The sequence below is a fragment of the Vogesella urethralis genome (assembly GCF_007644045.2).
Lineage (GTDB): Bacteria > Pseudomonadota > Gammaproteobacteria > Burkholderiales > Chromobacteriaceae > Vogesella > Vogesella urethralis.
The window spans coordinates 135,958-157,090 of sequence record NZ_VMDW02000099.1 but is presented as its reverse complement, the minus strand read 5'-3'; the positions used below and the strand labels follow the sequence as shown (position 1 = coordinate 157,090).

Here is a 21,133-nt window from a genome sequence, read left to right as displayed (position 1 = left end):
TTGAGCACCGACAATCCGCTCCCACCCATCGTGCTGACCCTGGCCGGCTCCGACCCTACCGGCGGCGCCGGCATCCAGGCCGACATCCTTACCCTGGCCAGCATGGGCTGCCACCCGCTGTCCGTCATCACCGCCATCACCGTGCAGGATACGCGCGGCGTGCAGGATTTCATGGTGATCGACGACGAATGGGTGAGCGACCAGGCGCGCGCGGTGCTGGAAGACATGCCGGTGGCCGCGTTCAAGGTGGGGATGATCGGCAGCATCGACAACGCCGTGGCCATCGCCGAGCTGGCCAGCGACTACCCCGACATCCCACTGATCTACGACCCGGTACTGGCCAGCGGCCGTGGCGACGAGCTGTCGCGCGAGGAGCTGATCCACGTGCTGCGCGACGTGCTGCTGCCGCAAGTGACGGTGCTCACCCCCAACAGCATCGAAGCGCGCCGGCTGGCGGCCAACGATGACGAAGACGAAGAAAGCCTCAGCGTGGCCGACTGCGCCAAGCGCCTGACGCGGCTGGGCTGCGACTACGTGTTCATCACCGGTACCCACGAAGCCACCCGCGACGTGGAAAACCGCCTGTACGACCTGGCCGGCGAGATCCGCGCCGACACCTGGCCGCGGCTGAACGGCAGCTTCCACGGCTCCGGTTGCACGCTGGCGTCGGCCATTGCCGGCCTGGTGGCACGCGGCCTGGCGGTACCCGAAGCGGTAAAAGAAGCGCAGGACTTCACCTGGCAGGCGTTGCGTTACGGCTTCCGCCCCGGCATGGGCCAGTACATCCCCGACCGCCTGTTCTGGGCCAACGACGACGCCAGCGAAGACGACAACAAGGACACCGACACGCCATGATCCGCGGCCTGTACGCCATCACCCCCGACACCGACAACAGCGAACAGCTGATCGAACAAGTCAGCGCCGCCCTCGACGGTGGCGCCCGTATCCTGCAATACCGTAACAAAGGCAGCGACGCCGTGCGCCGCCTGTGGCAGGCCAACATCCTGAAGAGCCTGGCGCAGAGCCGTGGCGCCATTCTCATCGTCAACGACGACGTGGCGCTGGCCGAAGCCATCCGCGCCGACGGCGTACACCTGGGGCGTGACGACGACGCCATCGCCGCCGCCCGCGCGCGGCTGGGCGAAGCCGCCATCATCGGCGCCAGCTGCTACAACAGCCTGGAGCTGGCGCGCAGCGCGGTGGCCGCCGGCGCCAGCTACGTGGCCTTCGGCGCGGTGTTTGCCTCCGGCACCAAGCCCGGCGCCGTGCACGCGCCGCTGTCGCTGTTTGCCGACGCGGCCAAGCTGGGCGTGCCGCGCGTGGCCATCGGCGGCATCACCGCCGACAACGCCGGCCAGGTGGTAGCGGCCGGCGCCGACGCCATCGCCGTCATCGGCGGCCTGTTCGACGGCGACGGCATCGCCGAACGCGCCGCCACCCTGGCCGCACTGTACCCGTGACCGTCACCCTGCGCCGCGCCGACGCCGGCGATGCGGCCAAGCTGGCCGCACTGGGCGCGCTGGTCTGGCTGCATACCTACAGCACCGACGGCATCAACGCCAGCCTGGCCGGCTACGTGCTGGGCCGCTTCACCGTCAAGGCCAAACAGGCGCTGCTGGCCGACCCGCAGCACGAGGTGTGGTTGGCCGAACGTGACGGCCAGCTACTGGCCTACGCCACGCTGCACCACGGCCAGGCCTGCCCCGGCCAGCACGCGGCCCGCTGCGAGCTGGCCACGCTGTACGTCCACCCGCGGTTTGCCGGCCAGGGGCTGGGCCGCCAGCTGCTGCAACACGCCCGGCACCGTGCCGGCGCGCTGTGGCTGAGCGTGTGGCAACACAACACCCGCGCCATCGCCTTCTACCAGGCACAAGGGCTGCAACACGTCGGCGACACCGTGTTCGAGCTGGACGGTCGCGCCCACCTCAACCTGCTGCTGGCGCGGGGCTGAGACCGCGCCTGCGCGTGCTACACTGGCCGCCCCATCCTGATGGCATGACATCGATGCAAACCCGCGCCCTGCTGTTTGATCTGGACGGCACGCTGGCCGCCAGCGAAAGCCTGAAAGGCCGCGCGCTGGCCGACACCTGCGCCGCCTTCGGCCACCCCGTCGATTACCGCCGCTACGCCGACGTAATGGGCGGCGACTGGCCCACCGTGACTGGGCATTTTTTCCGTCTGGCCGGCCTGGACGTCGATCAGGCTACCTTTAACGAACGCTTCCGCCCCCGCTACCAGCAGCTGCTGGCCGACGAAGCCTGCCTGAGCCCCGGCGCCGACGCGCTGCTGGCCGCCGCGCAGGCAGCCGGCGTGCGCCTGGCCGTAGTCAGCAGCGCGGCGCGCTGGATGGTGGACGCGGTACTGCAGCGCTGCGGCGTAGCCGGGCGCTTCGAGCTGGTGATCAGCAAGGAAGACGTGGACCGCCACAAACCCGACCCGGCGGCCTACCTGCTGGCGCTGGACAAACTGCAGCTGCCCGCCAGCGCCGTGTACGTGCTGGAAGACTCCGCCGCCGGCCTGGCAGCCGCCCGCGCTGCCGGCTGCCGCTGCCTGGTGCTGCGCCACGACTTCAACCACAGCCACGACTTCGGCAGCGCCGACGCCACGCTGCACACGCTGGCCGACGCGCTACCGCTGCTGGCATAAAACCGTGCGGCCAACCCTGGCCGCGCCGCCTCACACCGCCACGCCGTCCAGCGCCTGCAGCAGTTCGTCGATTTCCAGCCGGTGCGTCGCGTCGTGGTCGGCCATGTCGGCCACCAGCTCGGCCAGCGTCAGCCGGCGCCGGCCTTCCCATACCGCCACCCGCGCCTGCTCGGCCTCGCCACAGGTATGCAAGCGCGCCAGCAAGGCCGCCCGCGCCTCGGCAAAGCCGGCCAGCGCCGCGGCGAAATCCTGTTGCTGATAGCCGCGCTGCTGCGCCCATTCGCTGCCGTTGACGCCGTGCAGCTCGGCCAGCGGGTTGGCCAGCATGGCCTCGATGCGCGGCAGGAAGGCGTCGCGGTCGAGGTCGCGCAGGTGGCAGGCGTGCTCCAGCGCGCTGAAGGCGGTACCGGCCGGGCGTTCGCGCAGGCGCGCCGCCGGGATGGCAGCCAACAGGGTGGCTACCTGCTGCGGCATCGCCGCCAGCTCGGCCAGCAGGGTGGCAAAGTCGCGCGCCACCGGCAACGGCGACCATACCGCGCCGTAGCTGAAATAGCCGCCCGGCACGCGGCCACGCGGCCGCAACAGCGCATGGCCGTGGCGGCGCATCACCTCGCCGACCATGGCGCCGCAGAACTGGCGCGCGCTCTGGTCGGCGTCCAGCTCGGGAAAGCAGCGCTGCAGCGTGTGCACGATGGCGGTAACCGCCGGCAGGCCGGCACGCGACAGCGCAGCGTATTCGGTGTAGCGCTGCGGGTGGTCGATCAGCGCTTCCAGCTGGCGGCCCAGCGCAGTCTGGCGAAACTGGTCAAAGCGGTTGTGCATAACAGCCCTTTAAGTAACGTATCTTTTTGATACATTACTTTCAGTACCGCCATCACCGCAAGCAGCCCGCTGGCGGGTTGTGGTTTTATTGCCAGCGCCCAAGGTTGGCCGCAGCGGCTAGCGCGTGCCCCACAGACGGCGATAGGCACCGTCGGCATCGTAATCGGCGGCCTGCTTGTCGGGGTTGAAGCGGCGGCTGCCGCGCGGATCGGTGCCGCGCCCGGCCAGGTACAACCAGTTGCCCTGGTTGCTGTACACGTCGTAATCCACCAGCTGCGCTTCGAACCACGCCGCGCCGGCGCGCCAGTCGCCGCCCAGATCGTGCAGCAGGTAGCTGGCCACGTTCTGGCGCAGGCGGTTGGACAGATAACCGGTTGCGGCCAGCTCGCGCATACCGGCATCGATAAAAGCGTGGCCGGTGCGGCCTTGGCACCAGCGCGTAAACGCCTCGTCCGCCATCGGTACCGGCGGCTGGCCGTGCAGGCCGCGGCCCCGGTACAGCCGGGCGCCGTACTGCAGGTGCAGCAGACGGAAGTAATCGCGCCACAGCAGCTCGAACCACAGCCAATAGCTGCCGTCGCTGGCCCCGTGCTGTGCCTCGTAGCCTTGCAGCGCGGCGTACAGCGTACGCGCCGACACGCTGCCCAGGGCCAGCCACAACGACCACTTGCTGGAGTAGTCCTGCCCGGCAAGGCCATTGCGGGTGGCCTTGTACGTGCGCGGCAGGTCCCGCGCCAGGTACTGCTGCAGATGCGCCAGGCCGGCCGCTTCGCCAGCGTGGGCCGCCGGCAGATGCCACGGCAGGCTGCCGCGCGGGTCGGGTTGGGCGTCGATAACGGGCAAGGGCTGCCAGTTGACGCCAGCCGGTGGCGGCGGCAGCCGGGCCGGTGCGGCCAATGGCGACGGCGGGCGTACGCCGGCGGCCTCCACCCGCTGGCGGAAGGCGGTAAAGCTGGCCGGCAGCGCGGCAGGGGCAAACGGCAGGCTGGCCGGGTCCAGCAGCGTGCTCTGCCATACGGTGTCTACAGCGAAGCCGGCCTGGCGCAAGGCGGCTACCTGCGCCTGCTCCTCGGGGGCGGCGATGTCTTCGGCCACGATGTGCTGCACGCCATGGCGCGCCAACAGCGGCGGCAACACCTGCTGCGGTGCGCCGTGCAGCACCAGCAGGCGGCTGCCGCGCGCTCGCAAGGCAGCGTCCAGCGCGGCGATGGCGTCGGCGCGCACCCGTTGCCGCGCCGGTGACAGGCGGGCAAACGGCCACGGCGAATGCGGCTGCCAGCTATCGTCGAGGCACACCACCGGCAGCAGGGTGTCGGCTTGCGCCAGCGCCTGGCACAAGGCCGGGTTGTCGCCCAGGCGCAGGTCGTGGCGGAACCAGTACGCTACGGCGCTCATGATGCGCTCCGGCGCGTATGGCGGCAGCGGTCGGAGCAATACTTCACCTCGTCCCACACCGCCTGCCACTTTTTGCGCCAGCTGAACGGGCGGCCACAGGCGGCGCACACCTTGCTGGGCAGGTCGGCTTTCTTGCGCATTTTCATGCTTGCTCTCCTTGCAACGGTGGCGGCGCCTGCGGTGCTTGTTCAGCCAGGCAAGGGCAGGCCGTGCCCTTCGCAGCGCGCCAGCTGCGGCGGCAGCGCCTCCACCAGAAAATCGATAAAACAACGCACCGCCGGTATCAGGTGGCGGCGCCCGGTAAACGCGGCGTGCAGGATGCCGTCCGGCGTGCGGTAGCCGGGCAGCACGCGTTGCAGGCGGCCATCGGCCAGCGCGTCGTGGCACACCATCAGCGGCAGCAGGCCCACGCCGCAGCCGGCGATGGCGGCTTCGCGCAGCACCAGCAGGTCGTCGGTCATCAGCCGCGGTTCGGCGATGTCCAGCCGGGTGAGCTGGCCCACTTCGTCCAGCAGCGGCCACTCGCCACGGCCGTCGGGGCGGCTCATCACCAGCGCCGGCCAGGCGGTAAGGGCGGCCGGGTGTTGCGGCCAACCTTGGGCCGCAATCAGCGCCGGGCTGGCCACCAGCGCGCTTTCGCTTTGCGCCAGCGGCCGCGCCACGATGCTGGCGCTGTCGTCCAGCCGCTGCCGCACACGCAACGCCACGTCGATGCCGTCGTTGATCAGGTCGACGCGGCGGCCGGTCACTTCCAGCACGATGCGCACCTGCGGGTAGCGCGCCATGAAGGCCGGCAGCAACGGCGCCAGCAGCGTCTTGGCCAGCAGCTCCGGGCAGCTGACGCGCACCAGACCGCGCGGCTCGGCGGTGTGGCGGGCGATGGTTTCTTCGGCCGCCTCGGCCTCGGCCAGCATGGCCTGGCAGTGGCGGTAGTACTGCGCGCCGACGTCGGTCAGCGCCAGCCGGCGCGTGGTGCGCTGGAGCAGGCGCACGCCGATGCGCGCTTCCAGCTCGGCCACGCGGCGCGACAGCCGCGACTTGGGCACGCCCAGCTGGCGGCTGGCGGCGTTGAAGCCGCCGTGCTCGACCACCTTGGCAAAAAACAGCAGATCGTTGAGGTCTTGCATCACATTGTCTCGCCAGTGGAACAATGAATCCGATTCTAGCTGTCTAGTGCGTGATTGGTCGCAGATTTACAGTACACCCATCGCCGCAGCGTGCGGCACACACCCCAAACGGAGCCGCACCATGAACATCCTGCACCTCGATTCCAGCATCCTCGCCACCAACTCGGTATCCCGCGGCCTGACCCAGGCGCTGGTTAGCACCCTGACCGCCCGCCACGCCGGCGCGCAGGTGACCTACCATGACCTGGCCGCCAACGAGATTCCGCACCTGTCCGGCGAAATCCTGGGCGCCGCCTTTACCGACAAGGCCGACTGGAGCCCGCTGCAGCAAGCCGAAGCTGCACGCAGCGACGCACTGATCGCCGAATTCCTGGCCGCCGACGTGCTGGTGATCGGCGCCCCGATGTACAACTTTGGCGTACCGTCGCAACTGAAAGCGTGGATCGACCGCGTGGCCGTAGCAGGCCGCACCTTCAAGTACACCGAAACCGGCCCGGTTGGCCTGGCCGGTGGCAAGAAGGTGTACGTGGTGTCGGCCCGTGGCGGCGTGTACAGCAACGAGCAAGGCCAGCAAATGGACTTCCAGGAAGACTACCTGAAGACCGTACTGGGCTTCCTGGGCATCACCGACGTGTCCTTCGTGCGCGCTGAAGGCGTGGCCATGGGCCCGGACGCCAAGGCTGCCGCCCTGGCCGCTGCCGAAGCCGCCATCGCCGCTGCTTAAGCCTTCCGTACCGACTAACACGGCCGCCCCTGGCAACAGGGTGCGGCCGTGTTGTTTTGTGCGGGCGGGCAAGGGGGTGGCGCGCACGCTACCAGTCCAAGCTCAGCTGGCCGGGTGTGGCCGGCGGCTGACGGCGACTCCGTGCCTCGCCGCGCTTGCGCGAGCCATGCCGCGCCACGATGGCGGCCTTGCCGGCGCGCACCTCGGGCCGGCCGCGCAGTGCAAACAGCCGCGCCTTGGCCTCGCGGGTGGCGGCCTCTACATCCACCAGCGGCTGCGGAATGTCGCGGCCAACCTGCACACCACAGCGCGCCTGGATATCGGGCGGCATGCGCCACGGTTCGAACAGCCACACATCGGGCACGCGGCGCAGCGGCGGCAGCCACTGCCGCACGAAGCGGCCGTGCGGGTCGTGTTCGCGCGCCTGCTTTAGCGGGTTGTAGATGCGCGGCACATTGATGCCGGTGGTGCCGGACTGCATTTGCAGCTGGCTCCAGTGAATGCCTGGCTCGTAATCGACAAACTGCTGCGCCAGCCACAGCCCCACCGGCCGCCAGTGCAGCCACAGCGGGTAAGCCGCCACCGACACCAGCATGGCGCGCATGCGGAAGTTCAGCCAGCCGGTGTGGCGCAGCATGGCGATGCAGGCGTCTACCAGCGGCCAGCCGGTGCGGCCGTCGCGCCAGGCGGCAAAACGCGCCTCGTCCCAGTCGTTTTCGCGCAGGCCGTCGTAGCCACGATGCAGGTTGCGCCATTCCAGCGCCGGCTCGCTTTCCAGCTTCTGGATGAAATGGCAGTGCCAGTACAGGCGGCTGATGAAGGCGCGGATGCCCGCCGTGCGCCGGCTGGCGGCACCAACGCCGTGCAGCTGCGCCAGCATGGCGCGGCTGGCCTGCACCACCTCGCGCATCGAGATGCACCCCAGCGCCAGATACGGCGACAAACGCGAGCAGGCGCTGGGCGCCGACAGCGGCGACGAGATGCCGCCACGGTACTGCGCGGCGCGATCCAGCAGGAAATCGTCCAGCACCGCCAGCGCTGCCGTGCGGCCACCGGGCTGCCGCCCCGGCGCGTCGCCATCGCCCAAACCCAGTGCCGCTGCACCCGGCAGGTGCACCGGCGGCCAACTGAGTGCCACTTGTTGCAGCGCCGGCACCGGCAATAACGGTGCCGCCATCAACGCCTCCCACTGCGGCTGCCAGTGGTCACGGTTCAGGCCGCCACGCACCACGCCAAACTGCGGCCACTCGCGCCACTGCACGCGGTTGGCCGCACACCAGCGCGCCACGGCGATGTCGCGGTGGTAGGTCCAGTCGTTGCCGGTTTCCTCGTGGGCGAATAGCGCGTCGAACGGCGCTTGCGCGTACAGCTGCGTCAGCACCTCTCCGATCTCGCCCACCGCCACGTACAGCCGCAGGCCGCGCTCGCGCAGCTGGCCAGCCAGGTCGTGCAGGCTTTCGCGCAGAAAATGGTATTGCCGCGCCGAGGCGTCCGGCTGCTGCCACAGCCCCGGCTCTACCACGTACAGGCACAGCAGCGGGCCGCGCGCGGCGGCGGCGCACAGCGGGGCGTGGTCGGCCAGGCGCAAGTCGCGCTTGAACCAGACAACGCTGTAGCTCATGCCTTGGGCAAAGGGTGGATGACGCCGTGGCCGCCATCGACGCCGATGTTCTGGCCGGTAATCCAGCCGGCTTCGGGCGACAGCAGGAAGGCGATCAGCGCGGCGCTGTCGTCGCCCTGGCCCACGCGCTGCATCGGGTTGACCTGCGCGTTGCGGGCGATGGCTTCCGGCGTGCCGGTGAGCCGCGCCGACAGCGCCGACACCGTCAGCCCCGGGTGCACGCAGTTCACACGGATACCGCGCTCGGCGTAGCTGGCGGCAGTGCTTTGCGCCAGCGCCGCCACCGCCGCCTTGGCGCTGGCAATGGCTTCGTGATTGGGGAAGCCCGCCTGCGCTACCAGCGAGCCCACCAGCACCGCGCTGGCCGGCTGCTTGTGCTTGAGCGCGGCGGCGACAAAGGCTTTGAGCACATGCACGGCGCTCAGCCAGTTGTGCTGCATCAGCTGCCAGGCGTCGTCTTCGGCAGTGAGGTGCAGCGGGCGGATCAGCGTGCTGCCCACACAGTGCGCCAAACCAGTGAGCGCCACGCCGTCGGCGGCCAGGCCGGCCACCGTGTCGCGCACGGCGGCGGCGTCCAGTGTGTCCAGCGGGCGCACCAGTACCTCGCCGGGCAGGCTGGCGGCCAGTGCGGCCAACCCGTCTTCGCGGCGCGCACTCAGCACCAGGCGGTGGCCGGGCGACAGGCGCCGCGCCAGCGCGCTTCCGATGGCGCCGCTGGCGCCGGTAATCCAGATCGTGTCCATGCTGCACCTCGCGATTTGTCCAATACAAATCATATACAAAAGCACAGCGTATCGATAGTGAGCATTGACGCACCAAAGCTGGCTGTCAGCGCACGCTATATCAGCCTCAAAACAGGGCGGGCAGCACCAGTTTGCAGCACGGCGTCATGATGCAGTCGCGGATGCCTGCCTGCGGTGCACAGCCGTGCCAGACCACAACCATGGTGCGTGCCAGACCAAGCGCCCGCTTGTCGCCTGAGCGCCACAGCCCCTGCTGGCAGCGTCCTGCGCCAGGCCTGGCAGCCCCGTAACAAGGCCGTTTTCTCAAGCCAGGCAAGACTGGCGTAACAGTCGCACCACCGAGGCCATCGCCGTACTCCCCGCCTGCACGGTGGTACTACCGCGGCTTACTGCATGGCAAAAACTATCGAAATAAAACGGAAAATCGCCAGCAGCAGCCAGACACGCGACGGCGCCTATCTTGCAGCGCAGCAATGCCTTGCCGAGGCCAGCATGCGAAGCGCACATTGTTTATCACCGCGTCACGCTTGACGCTTGGCAGCCGTGCTGCGGGCTTTAGCCTATCCGGGGCAGGCACATGGATTGCTAACCAGCCTGATACCGGCTTGCCGGTTGCGAGTCAGGCCCTGTATGCGCCAGACGCGTCAGGTTTATCGATTGAAAACAATAAGAACATCACCTCTGGAGAATGCCATGCATGCTCTGACCCTCCCCGAAAACGGTCATTACGACGAAATGCTGCTCGACAGTGGCGGCATCCGGCCCCATTACCGTGACTTTGCCCGCTGGCTGCATTCGCAGCCGCCCGAAACCCTGGCCCGCAAACGCGCCGAAGCCGACCTGATGTTCCACCGCGTCGGCATTACCTTTGCCGTATACGGCGACGATTCCGGCGCCGAGCGCTTGATTCCGTTCGACACCGTGCCACGCATCATCCCCGCCAGCGACTGGCAAACGCTGGAAAAAGGCATGCGCCAGCGCGTCACCGCGCTGAACGCCTTCCTGCACGACATCTACCACGAACAGCACATCGTGAAGGCCGGCATCATTCCTGCCGAGCAGGTGTTTTCCAACAGCCAGTACCAGCCGGCGATGCAGGGGCTGGACCTGCCGCACCGCATCTATGCCCACATCACCGGCGTGGACGTGATCCGCCACAGTGACGGCAACTTCTACGTGCTGGAAGACAACCTGCGCGTGCCGTCCGGCGTGTCCTACATGCTGGAAAACCGCAAGATGATGATGCGGCTGTTCCCCGAGCTGTTTGCCAGCCACGCGGTAGCACCGGTGCAGCATTACCCGACGTTGCTGCTGAACACGCTGCGCCACGCCAGCGCGGTGGACAACCCCACCGTGGTAGTGCTGACCCCCGGCCACCACAACAGCGCCTACTTCGAGCACGCTTTCCTCGCGCAGCAGATGGGGGTGGAGCTGGTGGAAGGGCAGGACCTGTTCGTCAAGAACAACCGCGTGTACATGCGCACCACTGCCGGCCACAAACAGGTGGACGTGATCTACCGCCGCATCGACGACGCCTTCCTCGACCCGCTGGCGTTCCGCGCCGACAGCATGCTGGGTGTGCCGGGCCTGCTGTCGGTATACCGCGCCGGCGGCGTGATCCTGGCCAACGCCATCGGCACCGGTGTGGCGGACGACAAATCCATCTACCCCTACGTGCCGGACATGATCCGCTTCTACCTGTCGGAAGAGCCGCTGCTGCAGAACGTGCCCACCTGGATGTGCCGCCGCCCGGCCGAGCTGGACCACGTGCTGAACAACCTGCACGAGCTGGTGGTGAAGGAAGTGCACGGCGCCGGCGGCTACGGCATGCTGATCGGCCCGGCGGCCAGCAGCGCCGAAATCGAAGACTTCCGCCAACGCATCATCGCCGACCCCAGCAACTACATCGCCCAGCCCACGCTGTGCCTGTCGTCGTGCCCCACCTTTGTGGAGTCGGGTATTGCCCCGCGCCACATCGACCTGCGCCCCTTCGTGCTGTCCGGCCGCGACATCAGCATGGTGGCCGGCGGCCTGACCCGCGTGGCACTGAAAGAAGGCTCGCTGGTGGTGAATTCGTCGCAAGGCGGCGGCACCAAGGACACCTGGATTCTGGAGGACCAATCATGATGCTCTCGCGCACCGCATCCCAGCTGTACTGGATGAGCCGTTACATGGAACGCGCCGAAAACCTGGCGCGCCTGCTGGACGTGACCCACAGCCTGTCACTGCTGCCGCAATCGCGCGGTGGCAGCGACATCAGCGCCGCACTGGCCACCACCGGCGCACTGGAAGCCTGCCGCGCGCGCCACCCGCAACTGGCCGCCAGCGACGTGCTGCACTTCATGACCTTTGACGCGGCCAACCCGGCCAGCATCGTCAACTGCCTGAAATACGCCCGCGAAAACGCCCACGCCGTGCGCGGCAAGATTACCGGCGAGATGTGGGAAAGCATCAACGCCACCTGGCTGGAAGCCCGGCAGATGGGGCTGGAAGGCCGCCCGCTGGCAGGCTTCTTCGACTGGGTGAAAGAGCGCTCGCACCTGTTCCGTGGCACTACCTACGGCACCATCCAGCGCAACGACGCCTTTTCTTTCATCCGCCTGGGCACCTTCATGGAACGGGCCGACAACACCGCGCGCCTGATCAACGTGAAATCGCACCTGGTGGGCAATGCCGCCGAAGACAGCGCCGCCGACTTCTACCTGTGGGGCGCGCTGCTGCGCTCGCTGGGCGCCTTCGAGGCCTACCACGAGCTGTACCGCGACACGCTCAGCTCGCGCCGCGTGGCCGAACTGCTGATCCTGCGCCCGGATGTACCGCGCTCGCTGCGTGCCTGCGTGGACGAGATTGCCGAACTGCTGCCACGCATCAAGGGCGACACCGGCAACCGCGCCAAGCGGCTGGCCGCCACGCTGCATGCCGAGATGTGCTACGGCCAGATCGACAGCATCCTGGACGACGGCCTGCACACCTACCTGACGCAATTCCTCAGCCAGATACACGGCCTGGGCGATGCCATCCACGGGGCTTATCTGGAGGCAGCATGAGTGAGTTACTGATCCGCGAGGCGACGCCGGACGATGCGGCCGCCATCTGCGCCATTTACAACCCCTACATCGAGTACACCACCATCTCGTTCGAAGAAAAGCCGGTCACCGTGGCCGACATGGCCGAGCGTATTGCCAGCACCCAGGCCCAGGGCCTGCCGTGGCTGGTGGCAGAGGCCGACGGCGACATGCTGGGCTACGCCTACGCCACCCGCTGGCGCGTGCGCCCGGCCTACCGCCACGCGGTGGAAAGCAGCATCTACATGCGCCAGGCCACCGTCGGTCAGGGCGTGGGCAAGCTGCTGTACCGCGAACTGATCCGCCGCCTGGCGGTACTGGGCCTGCACACCGTCATTGGCGGCGTGGCACAGCCCAACCCGGCCAGTGATGGCCTGCACCGTACCCTGGGCTTCAAGCAGGTTGCACTGTTCGAGCAGGTTGGCCGCAAGTTCGGTCGCTGGCTGGACGTGGCCTACTGGCAGCTCCCCCTCACCCGAGAACTTGCGGAGGCATCATGCAACTGACCATCGACCACGAAACCGTCTACCGTTACGACGACACCGTCAGCCACAGCACCCAGTACCTGCGCCTCACCCCGGCCAGCAGCGGCCACCAGCGCGTGGTGAGCTGGCAGCTGGAGCTGCCGGTAGCCGCCAGCGAAAGCACCGATGCCTACGGCAACATCCTGCACGTACTGACACTGGACACGCCACATAGCGAGATCCGCCTGAAGGCCCGTGGCGTGGTGGAAACCTGCGACGACTGGCAGGACCAGCCAGAAGTGCTGCCGGCGCCGGTGTTCCTGCGCGAAACGGCGCTGACCGAGCCGGACGACGCTATCCGGGCGCTGGCCGCCGCCCACGCCGACGCGGTTGCGGCCAACCCCGAGGCTGGCCTCACCGCGCTGATGCAGGCTATCGCCGACGCCATGCCCTACACCCAGGACATCACCCACGCCGGTACTACCGCGGCGCAGGCGCTGGCGTTGGGTGCCGGCGTGTGTCAGGATCACAGCCATGTATTTATCGCGGCCTGCCGTTGCCTGGGTTTGCCGGCACGCTATGTCAGCGGCTACCTACTGAGCGACCGCGATACGCACGTGGCCAGCCACGCCTGGGCAGAAGCCTACGACGGCGAACAATGGCTGGGTTTTGACATCAGCAACCGCCAGCGCCCCGACCGCCATCACCTGAAGCTGGCCGTCGGCCTAGATTACAGCGACGCCAGCCCGGTACGCGGCGTGCGGCGCGGGGGCGGCAGCGAGGCGATGCAGGCGCACGCCAAGGTCTCGGAGGCAGATCAGCAATGACGTATTGCGTAGGCATGGTACTGGACGAGGGGCTGATCTTCGCATCGGACTCGCGCACCAATGCGGGGGTGGACCACGTCGCCACCTTCCGCAAGATGAATGTGATTGCGGTACCGGGCGAGCGCCAGATCGTGCTGCTGAACGCCGGCAACCTGGCCACCACGCAGAGCGTGGTCAGCATGCTGAAAAGCCGGCTCGGCCACAACACGCCCAACTTGTACAACGTCAATAGCCTGTACGAAGCCGCCGAACTGGTGGGCGCCACCATCCGCGAGGTACTGGCGCGCGACGGCAGCGGCTACACCCAAAGCCAGGGCGTGGACTACAGCTGCAGCTTTCTGGTGGGCGGCCAGATCCGGGGCGAGGCACCACGGCTGTTCCAGATCTACCCGCAGGGTAACTTCATCGAAGCCACGCCGGACACGCCGTACCTGCAAATCGGGGAATCCAAATACGGCAAGCCCATTCTCGACCGCGTCATCAGCCACCGCACCCCGCTGGCGCAGGCCATCAAGTGCACGCTGATCTCGTTCGACTCCACCATCCGTTCCAACCTGTCGGTGGGCCTGCCCATCGACCTGCTGTGGCAGCAGCGCGATAACTTCGACTTTGCCCCACGCCACCGCGTGACCGAAGACGACCCGTACTTCCTGCAGCTGCGCCAGGGTTGGGGCGAAGGGCTGCGTGACGTATTCGGCCGGCTGCCGGACGCGCTGTGGTTCAAGGACGGCGACGGCGCCGACTGAGCAGCGTACGCCACAACAACAAGGGCAAGCCATACGGCTTGCCCTTGTGGGTTTCTACCGGCTGCGGCCAACCTTGGCCGCCAGGCTTAATCGCCGTGCACCGGCAACACCTTGCCAGCCGCCTCGCGGGCGCGCTTGCGGGCGCTGTCCACGTTGTCGGCGTAAGCCACCGCCACGCCCATGCGACGGCGCTCGAAACTTTCCGGTTTGCCGAACAGGCGGATATCCGCGCCGGGTACCGCCAGCGCCTCGGCCACACCGTCAAAGGCGATGCCGGCCGCTTCCAAACGGCCGTAGATCACTGCCGACGCCGCCGGCGTGCGCAGGCTCACGTCCACCGGCAAGCCCAGAATGGCACGCGCGTGCAGCTCGAACTCGCTGAAGCGCTGGCTGGCCAGCGTCACCAGCCCGGTGTCGTGCGGGCGCGGGCTCACTTCGGAGAACCACACCGTATCGCCCTTCACAAACAGCTCCACACCAAACAGGCCCCGCCCGCCCAGCGCCGCGGTGACCTTGGCCGCCATCTCCTGCGCCCGCTGCTGCGCCAGCGCGCTCATCGCCTGCGGCTGCCAGCTTTCCACATAGTCGCCGCGCTGCTGCAAATGGCCGACCGGGGCACAGAAATGGGTGGCCACACCGCCGTGGCCGTCGTTGGCGCGCACGGTCAGCAAGGTGATCTCGTACTCGAAATCGATGAAACCTTCCACGATGACGCGGCCCTTGTCCACGCGGCCGGCGCTGACGGCGTAATCCCAGGCGGCGGCGACATCGGCCGGGCCTTTCAGCAGCGACTGGCCCTTGCCGCTGGACGACATCACCGGTTTCACCAGGCAGGGGTAGCCGATGCCGGCATCGATGGCGGCTTGCAGTTCGGCCAGGCTGCTGGCAAACGCGTACGGCGAGGTGGGCAGGCCCAGCTCTTCTGCTGCCAGGCGGCGAATGCCTTCGCGGTTCATGGTGAGGTTGGCCGCACGCGCAGTGGGGATCACCTCGGCCAAGCCGTCGGCCTCGATGCGCAGCAGCTCTTCGGTGGCAATGGCTTCGATTTCGGGCACCACCAGGTGCGGGCGCTCGGCCTCTACCAGCGCACGCAGTGCCGCCGGGTCGGCCATGTTGATGACGTGGCTGCGGTGCGCCACCTGCATCGCCGGCGCGTCCGGGTAACGATCGACGGCAATGGTTTCCACCCCCAGCCGTTGCAGGGCGATCACCACTTCCTTGCCCAGTTCGCCGCTGCCCAGCAGCATGACGCGTCGCGCCGACGCGGAAAGAGGGGTACCGATACGCATTACAGCCTCACAGTAAACACAATGACAGCCGGTATGGTATGCGCAATCGGCAGGCAGCGCGCGCACATTTCCGTTTTGTATTTACCGCACTGCACAACGGCACAAAGTGGCGACCAAATCAGGATAGGGCCGATACGTACGGCTGCTTGAATGTACGTCATGACACAAACCGGAAGCCTGCCATGCGCCGCCTTGCCCTGATCTGCCCTGTGCTCTTGCTTGCTGCCTGCACAACGCAATCCGTCGTGCAGCTGCCCACCAGCAGCTACCCGCAACTGAAGCCGGTACTGGCTTCCAGCGGTGATGGCGGCATCTACAACCCGGCCACCGCCAAGCTGTTCTTCGAATCGCAGATTGCCCGCCGCGTCGGCGACGCGGTGACGGTCACCATCGCCGAGGACATGAGCGGCAGCACCAGCCGGGCACTGGACGACAAAGCCACCGGCGCCAATACCGTCAAAGGGCCGGGTGCCTTGCACACGCTGCCTGGCTTGGTAAAAGAAGTGTTCGATGTGGACGTCAATTCCAGCTATTCGCTGGCCGACAAGGACGACAGCAAGGTCAACAACCGCACCAAGGTCAGCGGCAACATGATGGTGTCGGTACTGGACGTGCTGCCCAACGGCTACCTGATGGTGGGCGGCGACAAGATCGTGCTGCTGAACGGCAAACAAACCACGCTGCGCTTCTCCGGCATCATCAACAGCGCACAACTGCAGCCGGACAACAGCATTTCGTCGCGCTACGTCATTAATGCCCGCCTGGACCAGATCAACCAGAACAAGCCGCTGGACGCCGGCGTACTGGCCTGGGTGCAGTTCCTGTTCGGTGCCGCGGTTACCTTGTACTAAGTACGCAGCACGCGGCGGTTGGCAGGGCTAGGGCTGTCTGGGCTGCTCCGGCACCGGCGCGGCAAAAACGGGGCGCGGCGGCTGCGAGATCAGTTCGTCCAGCAGAAAGATCAGCTTGGCCTCGGTGCTGGCCCAGCGGTCCAGCGACAGCATGCGGGGTTCGTAAGTCACTTTGGACAGCGTCTTGCCCCCCTGCTGCAGCGCAATGCTGGCGTAGCTCAGATAGGCCGAGTCTTCTTCCCAGGTGCGGCTGGCGGCGTACACCAACGTCACGCAGCCGCTGGGCACCGTACCCGGCGCATACACCTGGGTTTCTACCTGACGGCGGCGCAAGGTTGCCTCGATCACCGACAGCATGTCGGGCACCGTCACCGCCTCGTTCCATTCGATACAGATTTTCTTGTACGGCGACGGCCGGCGCGCCATCGACTGCTCGGCTTTTTCTGCCATCGCCTGCATTTCGCTGGCCACGGAAAACGAGAACGTAAACGCATCACGCGCCGGGCTGGGCAGGTTTTGCACGGTAACGCAGCCCGTCAGCAGGGCCAACGGCGCCAGGCGCAACCACGGCGACAAAATCAGGTTGGACATGAGAGTTGGCCGCAGCGGCAGAGGGAGTGATTTTGTCGCAGTCTACTAGCGAGCTTATTGCTGTGGTTTGGTCAGTTTGTATGAAAACTTATACAAACAGCACAAAGCCAGGCTGCACAGCAGCATTAAGCTACAAGCCATTACCTAGTCGGCCCTGCCGCAACATTACGGAAACCTCATGCAAGCTGTGATTAACACTGCCAGCACTACGACGGCGGCGCCGGGCCAAGGCTTGAACATCCTGGTCGTCGACGACGATGACGCCATTCGCGAGCTGATCTGCAACTACCTGGGCGGCTTTGCCATGCAGGCCACCGGCGTGGCCGATGGCCGTGAAATGGAAGCCCAGCTGGGCAGCCAGCATTTCGACGCCATCGTGCTGGACCTGATGCTGCCGGGTGAAAACGGGCTCAGCCTGTGCAAGCGCCTGCGCATGCAGTCCGAGATTCCCATCGTGATGATCAGCGCCCGCAACGACCTCACCGAGCGCATCATCAGCCTGGAAATCGGTGCCGACGACTTTCTGGCCAAGCCGTTCGACATCCGCGAGCTGGTGGCGCGCCTGCACTCGGTACTGCGCCGCAACCGCAGCCAGGCCAAAGCACAGCGCAGCCAAAGCGGCCACCAGCGCGTGCGCTTCGGCAACTGGCTGCTCAACAGCACGCTGCGCCAGCTGCACGATAGCGACGGCACGATCATTCCACTGTCCAGCGCCGAGTTCCGCCTGCTGTCGGTGCTGGTCCAGCGCCCGCACGCCGTGCTGGACCGCGAGCTGCTGCTGGACCTCACCCGTGGCGGAGCGGTGGACGTGTTCGACCGCAGCATCGACATCCTGATCTCGCGCCTGCGCGGCAAGCTGCGCGACGACCCGCGCAACCCGACGCTGATCCGCACCGTGCGCGGCGAAGGCTATATGCTGGACGCCCACGTCAGCCCGGCCTGAGTAAGGGCAAGCAGACAGCACAAGGCCGCCCCGCAGGGCCAATGCCAGTCAGTTAACGCTGACTGGCATTTTTGGTTAGGGGTTTGTTGCGTTGAAGTAGGCTAGTGTGTCCGCTATGCGGACGATGATTAGATGCCGGTTCCGCCCGGCAGACGGGAAAGGGGGCGGATTGCCGCCCCCTTTTCATTCCCCCGCAACCCGGGGCTGCTCGAAACCCCGGTCAAAATGGCACGCCCCAGGCGCCGCCGAACTCGCCCCTCGCTAACGGCTCGGTGCTCAAACAAATCGGCGTCTTAAAACCTGGGGCGAACCATTTTGACCGGCTCGCGCCAACGGGATGGGGCGCTTCACTCACGTCCTGCTACTTGAGAACCAAGCACATTCCCCTAGCTGACAGGCATTACCGCGAAGGGCGGCCTTGTGCGTTTAGCCTGCGGCCAACCTTACACCGTCAGCAGGCCGCGTTTCTCCAGCATCGGCGCCGCCTGCGGGTCGTGACCGCGGAAGGCGCGGAACGCCGCCCGCTGTTCGCGTGCGTCGCCAGCGCTGTAGATGTAGCGCTGCAGCTTGGCGGCCAGCGCCGCGTCAAACGGGTTGCCGGCTTCTTCAAACGCGGCAAACGCTTCCGCCTCCAGCACCTCGGCCCACATGTACACGTAGTAGCCGGCGGCGTAATAGTCGTCGGAAAACACGTGGCCAAAGTGCGGCAGGCGGTGGTTCATGCCCGCTTCCGGCGGCACGCCCAGCCGCGTGCGCTCGGCCGCTTCAAACGCCAGGATGTCCACGCCGTCGGCGTCGTTGCGCTGGTGCAGCGCCAGGTCGATCAGCGTGGACGCGCTGTAGCGCACGGTCTCGAAGCCCTGGTTGAAGGTGCTGGCCGCCTTGATGGCCGCCACCAGTGCCGGCGGAATCGGCTCGCCGCTATCCACATGGCGCGCGTGCTCGGCCAGCACTTCCGGCACCAGCGCCCAGTTTTCCAGCAGCTGCGACGGCAGCTCCACGTAGTCCTGCGGCGTATTGGGGCCGGACAGCAGGCGATACTGCACGTCGGACAGCAGGCCGTGCAGCGCGTGGCCGAACTCGTGGAACAAGGTGCGCACGTCGTCAAAGCTCAGCAGGGTAGGGCCACTGCCGGCCTTGGCGAAGTTGTTGTTATTGATGACGATGGGCAACACGCGGGCCGCACCCTTGCCGCTTTGCTGGCGGTACAGGTGCATCCAGGCGCCGCCCTGCTTGCCCTGGCGCGCGTAGTTGTCGCCGATGAACAGGCCGATCACCGCGTCGTCGCGGCGCACTTCCCATACCTGCACGTCGGGGTGGTAACGCGGCAGGTCGTCACGCGGCGCGAACTGCAGACCAAACAGGCGGCCGGCCACGTCGAACATGGCGGCCTGCATGCGCGGCAGGCTGAAGTAGGGCTTGATCTGCGCGTCGTCCAGCGCGTAGCGCGCCACGCGCACTTTTTCGGCCAGCAACCACCAGTCCCACGGCTGGATATCCTGCGGCAGGCCCAGACGGGCGGCTTCCTGCTGCAGCAGCACTTTCTCGGCGGCAAAGCGTTGCTTGGCCGGCTCCCATACCTGCGCCAGCAGGTCGTACACCGCCTGCGGCTTGCCGGCCATGCGGTCTTCCAGCGCGTAGTCGGCGTAACTGGCGTAGCCCAGCAGCGCGGCTTTTTCGGTACGCAGCGCCAGGATCTCGCGGGCCAGCGGCGCGTTGGCGCGGGCCGGGTGTTCGCCGCGGCTGGTCCAGGCACGCCACAGCTGTTCGCGCAGGTCGCGGCGGGTGGAGTAGGTGAGGAAGCCGATGACCGCCGAACGCGACAGCGTCAACGCGTAACCATCCAGCCCGCGTTCGGTGGCGGCGTTGCGTGCGGCGTCCAGCACGTAGCCGGGCAGGCCGTCGATATCCTGTTCACCCAGCGGCAGTACGTACTCGCCCTCGTCGGCCAGCACGTTCTGGCTGAACGCGGTTTGCAGCTCGGCCAGCCGCGACACGATGGTGGCAAAGCGGCTGCGCGCCGCGCCATCCAGCCGGGCACCGGCACGCACGAAGTTGCGGTGCAGGCGGGTCAGCAGCCGTTGCTGCTCTTCGTCCAGCCCCAGCGCGGCGCGTTCGCGGTACACCGCGTCCAGGCGGGCAAACAGCGCGGCGTTCAGATACACGCTGCTGTGGTGCGCCGCCAGGCGCGGCGCCATGTCGCGCTCAACCGCCTGCAGCGCGTCGCTGCCAACCGAGGCAGACAGGTTATCCAGCAGCAGGCTGGCGCGTTCCAGCAGCAGGCCGCTATCGGCCAGCACTTCGACGGTATTGGCAAAATCGGGAGCGGCCGGGTTGGCCGCAATGGCGTCCAGTTCGGCCTGATGCGCGGCGAACAGCGCGTCGAACGCCGGCACGAAGTGCTCGGCAGCGATCTGGTCGAACGGGGGAAACTGGTGGGGCGTATCCCAGTTGGCTAGCAGCGGATTGGTGCTCATGGCAGCCTTTCTGTCGGGGAAGATGGCCGGGTCAGCCGGGATTTCACTGTATCACAAAGCCCCGGCGCCACTGGCGTGGCACAAACTGTCCTTTGGTGCCGGCGCCGGGCCGACTTCGCGCCCATTATCTCTTTGACATTTATCGAACTGTGCTGCTACAACGGCAGGAGTGCGCGATACCTTATCGCTTTTGTCATATCCTGTTTAATATCAAGGAGATAATCTTGAAGCTCTCCCGCTATCTGAGCGCCGGCGCCCTGCTATTGGCGGCCAACCTCAGCCAGGCAGCCGTGGTCAACGTCACCTCGCACGGTGCGTGGACCAACTTCTTCTCGCCTGGCAATACCCTGCAGATCACCCAGCCCGGCAGCTACCGCTTTGACTACGCGCTGACTGCCAAAAACAGCGCCCAGCCCCTGCTGGCCAGCCTGTTTGGGGTGAGCGTGAACCTGGCCACCAACAAGTTAAGCGACATCATCCGCGTCAGCGATGCCATCGCCTTTGTCGGCAAGAACAGCTACAGCAACAGCTTTGTCTTCAACACCACGCAGAGCGGCAACTTCACCTTCAACCTAGCGTTCACCAACCTGGGTACCTGGCAAGGGCAGCTCACTACCAACGTGGTGCCGGTGCCGGAACCGGAAAGCCTGGCCCTGCTGGGGCTGGGCCTGAGTGGCTTGCTGCTGGCGCGCCGCCGCAAGTCGTCCTAAACCTGTACCTGACCGGCCTCCGGCCTTGCCGAGGGCCGGCCCACACAGACAACGCCCCCGCTTGCCTGGCACGCGGGGGCGTTTTTTGCTGG

Annotated in this window: 22 protein-coding genes; 13 read left to right on the top strand and 9 right to left on the bottom strand. The window is 66.9% G+C overall.

Features of this window, described 5'->3' with window-relative positions; translation table 11 throughout:
- Genes thiD through FLQ03_RS13375 form a run of 4 tightly spaced genes read left to right on the top strand, consistent with a single transcriptional unit; the run spans position 1 to position 2,646 of the window.
- The gene (gene thiD / locus FLQ03_RS13390; RefSeq protein WP_144370677.1) at positions 1-855 is read left to right on the top strand and encodes a bifunctional hydroxymethylpyrimidine kinase/phosphomethylpyrimidine kinase; all 855 of its coding nucleotides are present in this window, start codon (positions 1-3) and stop codon (positions 853-855) included.
- The gene (thiE, locus tag FLQ03_RS13385; RefSeq protein WP_144370676.1) at positions 852-1,460 is read left to right on the top strand and encodes a thiamine phosphate synthase; all 609 of its coding nucleotides are present in this window, start codon (positions 852-854) and stop codon (positions 1,458-1,460) included. The genes thiD and thiE overlap by 4 nt, the downstream gene beginning before the upstream one ends.
- On the top strand, positions 1,457-1,951 hold the full coding sequence (locus FLQ03_RS13380) for a GNAT family N-acetyltransferase (RefSeq protein WP_144370675.1): 495 nt from the start codon (positions 1,457-1,459) through the stop codon (positions 1,949-1,951). Before thiE ends, FLQ03_RS13380 begins: the two co-directional genes overlap by 4 nt.
- Before the next feature lie 53 nt (positions 1,952-2,004).
- Positions 2,005-2,646, top strand: coding sequence for an HAD family hydrolase (locus FLQ03_RS13375; RefSeq protein WP_144370674.1), 642 nt, complete (start codon positions 2,005-2,007; stop codon positions 2,644-2,646).
- A gap of 30 nt (positions 2,647-2,676) precedes the next feature.
- On the opposite strand, the gene FLQ03_RS13370 is transcribed toward FLQ03_RS13375, so the two are convergent.
- From FLQ03_RS13370 to FLQ03_RS13355, 4 genes are all read right to left on the bottom strand, one after another.
- Positions 2,677-3,468, bottom strand: coding sequence for a DinB family protein (locus FLQ03_RS13370; RefSeq protein ID WP_144370673.1), 792 nt, complete (start codon positions 3,466-3,468; stop codon positions 2,677-2,679).
- Between the two features lie 117 nt (positions 3,469-3,585).
- Positions 3,586-4,863 (bottom strand): DASH family cryptochrome, encoded by a 1,278-nt coding sequence (locus FLQ03_RS13365; protein WP_144370672.1) that lies wholly within the window; start codon positions 4,861-4,863, stop codon positions 3,586-3,588.
- Positions 4,860-5,009 (bottom strand): DUF2256 domain-containing protein, encoded by a 150-nt coding sequence (locus tag FLQ03_RS13360; protein WP_017507755.1) that lies wholly within the window; start codon positions 5,007-5,009, stop codon positions 4,860-4,862. Before FLQ03_RS13360 ends, FLQ03_RS13365 begins: the two co-directional genes overlap by 4 nt.
- Positions 5,010-5,051: 42 nt before the next feature.
- Entirely contained in the window at positions 5,052-5,990 is a 939-nt protein-coding gene (locus FLQ03_RS13355; RefSeq protein WP_144370671.1) for a LysR substrate-binding domain-containing protein, read from the bottom strand.
- A gap of 121 nt (positions 5,991-6,111) precedes the next feature.
- On the opposite strand from FLQ03_RS13355, the gene FLQ03_RS13350 reads away from it, so the two are divergent.
- Entirely contained in the window at positions 6,112-6,714 is a 603-nt protein-coding gene (locus tag FLQ03_RS13350) for an FMN-dependent NADH-azoreductase (protein WP_144370670.1), read from the top strand.
- Between the two features lie 88 nt (positions 6,715-6,802).
- Here FLQ03_RS13350 and FLQ03_RS13345 read toward each other — a convergent pair whose 3' ends face one another.
- Together FLQ03_RS13345 and FLQ03_RS13340 are read right to left on the bottom strand one after the other, a co-directional pair.
- Entirely contained in the window at positions 6,803-8,335 is a 1,533-nt protein-coding gene (locus FLQ03_RS13345; RefSeq protein ID WP_144370669.1) for an FAD-binding domain-containing protein, read from the bottom strand.
- Complete coding sequence (locus FLQ03_RS13340; RefSeq protein WP_144370668.1) at positions 8,332-9,078, bottom strand: SDR family NAD(P)-dependent oxidoreductase; 747 nt, start codon at positions 9,076-9,078, stop codon at positions 8,332-8,334. The genes FLQ03_RS13345 and FLQ03_RS13340 overlap by 4 nt, the downstream gene beginning before the upstream one ends.
- Positions 9,079-9,771: 693 nt before the next feature.
- On the opposite strand from FLQ03_RS13340, the gene FLQ03_RS13335 reads away from it, so the two are divergent.
- Genes FLQ03_RS13335 through FLQ03_RS13315 form a run of 5 tightly spaced genes read left to right on the top strand, consistent with a single transcriptional unit; the run spans position 9,772 to position 14,180 of the window.
- Positions 9,772-11,205 carry a circularly permuted type 2 ATP-grasp protein gene (locus tag FLQ03_RS13335; protein WP_144370667.1) on the top strand — a complete coding sequence of 478 codons (1,434 nt, stop codon included), beginning with the start codon at positions 9,772-9,774 and terminating at the stop codon, positions 11,203-11,205.
- Positions 11,202-12,125 carry an alpha-E domain-containing protein gene (locus FLQ03_RS13330; protein ID WP_144370666.1) on the top strand — a complete coding sequence of 308 codons (924 nt, stop codon included), beginning with the start codon at positions 11,202-11,204 and terminating at the stop codon, positions 12,123-12,125. The genes FLQ03_RS13335 and FLQ03_RS13330 overlap by 4 nt, the downstream gene beginning before the upstream one ends.
- Positions 12,122-12,649 carry an arsinothricin resistance N-acetyltransferase ArsN1 family B gene (locus FLQ03_RS13325; protein WP_206210978.1) on the top strand — a complete coding sequence of 176 codons (528 nt, stop codon included), beginning with the start codon at positions 12,122-12,124 and terminating at the stop codon, positions 12,647-12,649. Before FLQ03_RS13330 ends, FLQ03_RS13325 begins: the two co-directional genes overlap by 4 nt.
- Positions 12,640-13,434, top strand: a complete 795-nt coding sequence (locus FLQ03_RS13320; RefSeq protein ID WP_144370665.1) for a transglutaminase family protein — start codon at positions 12,640-12,642, stop codon at positions 13,432-13,434. The genes FLQ03_RS13325 and FLQ03_RS13320 overlap by 10 nt, the downstream gene beginning before the upstream one ends.
- Positions 13,431-14,180: a proteasome-type protease gene (locus FLQ03_RS13315; RefSeq protein ID WP_144370664.1), complete on the top strand. Its 750-nt coding sequence runs from the start codon at positions 13,431-13,433 to the stop codon at positions 14,178-14,180. The genes FLQ03_RS13320 and FLQ03_RS13315 overlap by 4 nt, the downstream gene beginning before the upstream one ends.
- An 86-nt stretch (positions 14,181-14,266) precedes the next feature.
- On the opposite strand, the gene purT is transcribed toward FLQ03_RS13315, so the two are convergent.
- Positions 14,267-15,469, bottom strand: coding sequence for a formate-dependent phosphoribosylglycinamide formyltransferase (gene purT / locus FLQ03_RS13310; RefSeq protein ID WP_144370663.1), 1,203 nt, complete (start codon positions 15,467-15,469; stop codon positions 14,267-14,269).
- Between the two features lie 245 nt (positions 15,470-15,714).
- Here purT and FLQ03_RS13305 point away from each other — a divergent pair, with 245 nt between their 5' ends.
- A complete protein-coding gene (locus FLQ03_RS13305) occupies positions 15,715-16,320 on the top strand; it encodes a flagellar basal body L-ring protein FlgH (protein WP_170252418.1) in 606 nt (201 codons plus the stop codon).
- Between the two features lie 27 nt (positions 16,321-16,347).
- Here FLQ03_RS13305 and FLQ03_RS13300 read toward each other — a convergent pair whose 3' ends face one another.
- Positions 16,348-16,911 carry a hypothetical protein gene (locus tag FLQ03_RS13300; protein WP_144370661.1) on the bottom strand — a complete coding sequence of 188 codons (564 nt, stop codon included), beginning with the start codon at positions 16,909-16,911 and terminating at the stop codon, positions 16,348-16,350.
- Between the two features lie 178 nt (positions 16,912-17,089).
- Between FLQ03_RS13300 and FLQ03_RS13295 the strand changes: the two genes are divergently transcribed.
- Entirely contained in the window at positions 17,090-17,854 is a 765-nt protein-coding gene (locus FLQ03_RS13295) for a response regulator (protein WP_144370660.1), read from the top strand.
- 443 nt (positions 17,855-18,297) lie between these two features.
- On the opposite strand, the gene FLQ03_RS13290 is transcribed toward FLQ03_RS13295, so the two are convergent.
- A complete protein-coding gene (locus FLQ03_RS13290; RefSeq protein ID WP_144370659.1) occupies positions 18,298-20,331 on the bottom strand; it encodes a M3 family metallopeptidase in 2,034 nt (677 codons plus the stop codon).
- Between the two features lie 224 nt (positions 20,332-20,555).
- Here FLQ03_RS13290 and FLQ03_RS13285 point away from each other — a divergent pair, with 224 nt between their 5' ends.
- Positions 20,556-21,041 (top strand): PEP-CTERM sorting domain-containing protein, encoded by a 486-nt coding sequence (locus FLQ03_RS13285; protein WP_206210977.1) that lies wholly within the window; start codon positions 20,556-20,558, stop codon positions 21,039-21,041.
- Positions 21,042-21,133: the final 92 nt, after the last annotated feature.

What these genes read in the sequence shown, in the direction of transcription:
- thiE (WP_144370676.1), top strand. Translation starts at nt 852, where the DNA reads ATGATCCGCGGCCTGTACGCCATCACCCCCGACACCGACAACAGCGAA.
- FLQ03_RS13375 (WP_144370674.1), top strand. Translation starts at nt 2,005, where the DNA reads ATGCAAACCCGCGCCCTGCTGTTTGATCTGGACGGCACGCTGGCCGCC.
- FLQ03_RS13370 (WP_144370673.1), bottom strand. Translation starts at nt 3,468, where the DNA reads ATGCACAACCGCTTTGACCAGTTTCGCCAGACTGCGCTGGGCCGCCAG.
- FLQ03_RS13365 (WP_144370672.1), bottom strand. Translation starts at nt 4,863, where the DNA reads ATGAGCGCCGTAGCGTACTGGTTCCGCCACGACCTGCGCCTGGGCGAC.
- FLQ03_RS13360 (WP_017507755.1), bottom strand. Translation starts at nt 5,009, where the DNA reads ATGAAAATGCGCAAGAAAGCCGACCTGCCCAGCAAGGTGTGCGCCGCC.
- FLQ03_RS13355 (WP_144370671.1), bottom strand. Translation starts at nt 5,990, where the DNA reads ATGCAAGACCTCAACGATCTGCTGTTTTTTGCCAAGGTGGTCGAGCAC.
- FLQ03_RS13350 (WP_144370670.1), top strand. Translation starts at nt 6,112, where the DNA reads ATGAACATCCTGCACCTCGATTCCAGCATCCTCGCCACCAACTCGGTA.
- FLQ03_RS13345 (WP_144370669.1), bottom strand. Translation starts at nt 8,335, where the DNA reads ATGAGCTACAGCGTTGTCTGGTTCAAGCGCGACTTGCGCCTGGCCGAC.
- FLQ03_RS13340 (WP_144370668.1), bottom strand. Translation starts at nt 9,078, where the DNA reads ATGGACACGATCTGGATTACCGGCGCCAGCGGCGCCATCGGAAGCGCG.
- FLQ03_RS13335 (WP_144370667.1), top strand. Translation starts at nt 9,772, where the DNA reads ATGCATGCTCTGACCCTCCCCGAAAACGGTCATTACGACGAAATGCTG.
- FLQ03_RS13330 (WP_144370666.1), top strand. Translation starts at nt 11,202, where the DNA reads ATGATGCTCTCGCGCACCGCATCCCAGCTGTACTGGATGAGCCGTTAC.
- FLQ03_RS13325 (WP_206210978.1), top strand. Translation starts at nt 12,122, where the DNA reads ATGAGTGAGTTACTGATCCGCGAGGCGACGCCGGACGATGCGGCCGCC.
- FLQ03_RS13320 (WP_144370665.1), top strand. Translation starts at nt 12,640, where the DNA reads ATGCAACTGACCATCGACCACGAAACCGTCTACCGTTACGACGACACC.
- FLQ03_RS13315 (WP_144370664.1), top strand. Translation starts at nt 13,431, where the DNA reads ATGACGTATTGCGTAGGCATGGTACTGGACGAGGGGCTGATCTTCGCA.
- purT (WP_144370663.1), bottom strand. Translation starts at nt 15,469, where the DNA reads ATGCGTATCGGTACCCCTCTTTCCGCGTCGGCGCGACGCGTCATGCTG.
- FLQ03_RS13300 (WP_144370661.1), bottom strand. Translation starts at nt 16,911, where the DNA reads ATGTCCAACCTGATTTTGTCGCCGTGGTTGCGCCTGGCGCCGTTGGCC.
- FLQ03_RS13295 (WP_144370660.1), top strand. Translation starts at nt 17,090, where the DNA reads ATGCAAGCTGTGATTAACACTGCCAGCACTACGACGGCGGCGCCGGGC.
- FLQ03_RS13290 (WP_144370659.1), bottom strand. Translation starts at nt 20,331, where the DNA reads ATGAGCACCAATCCGCTGCTAGCCAACTGGGATACGCCCCACCAGTTT.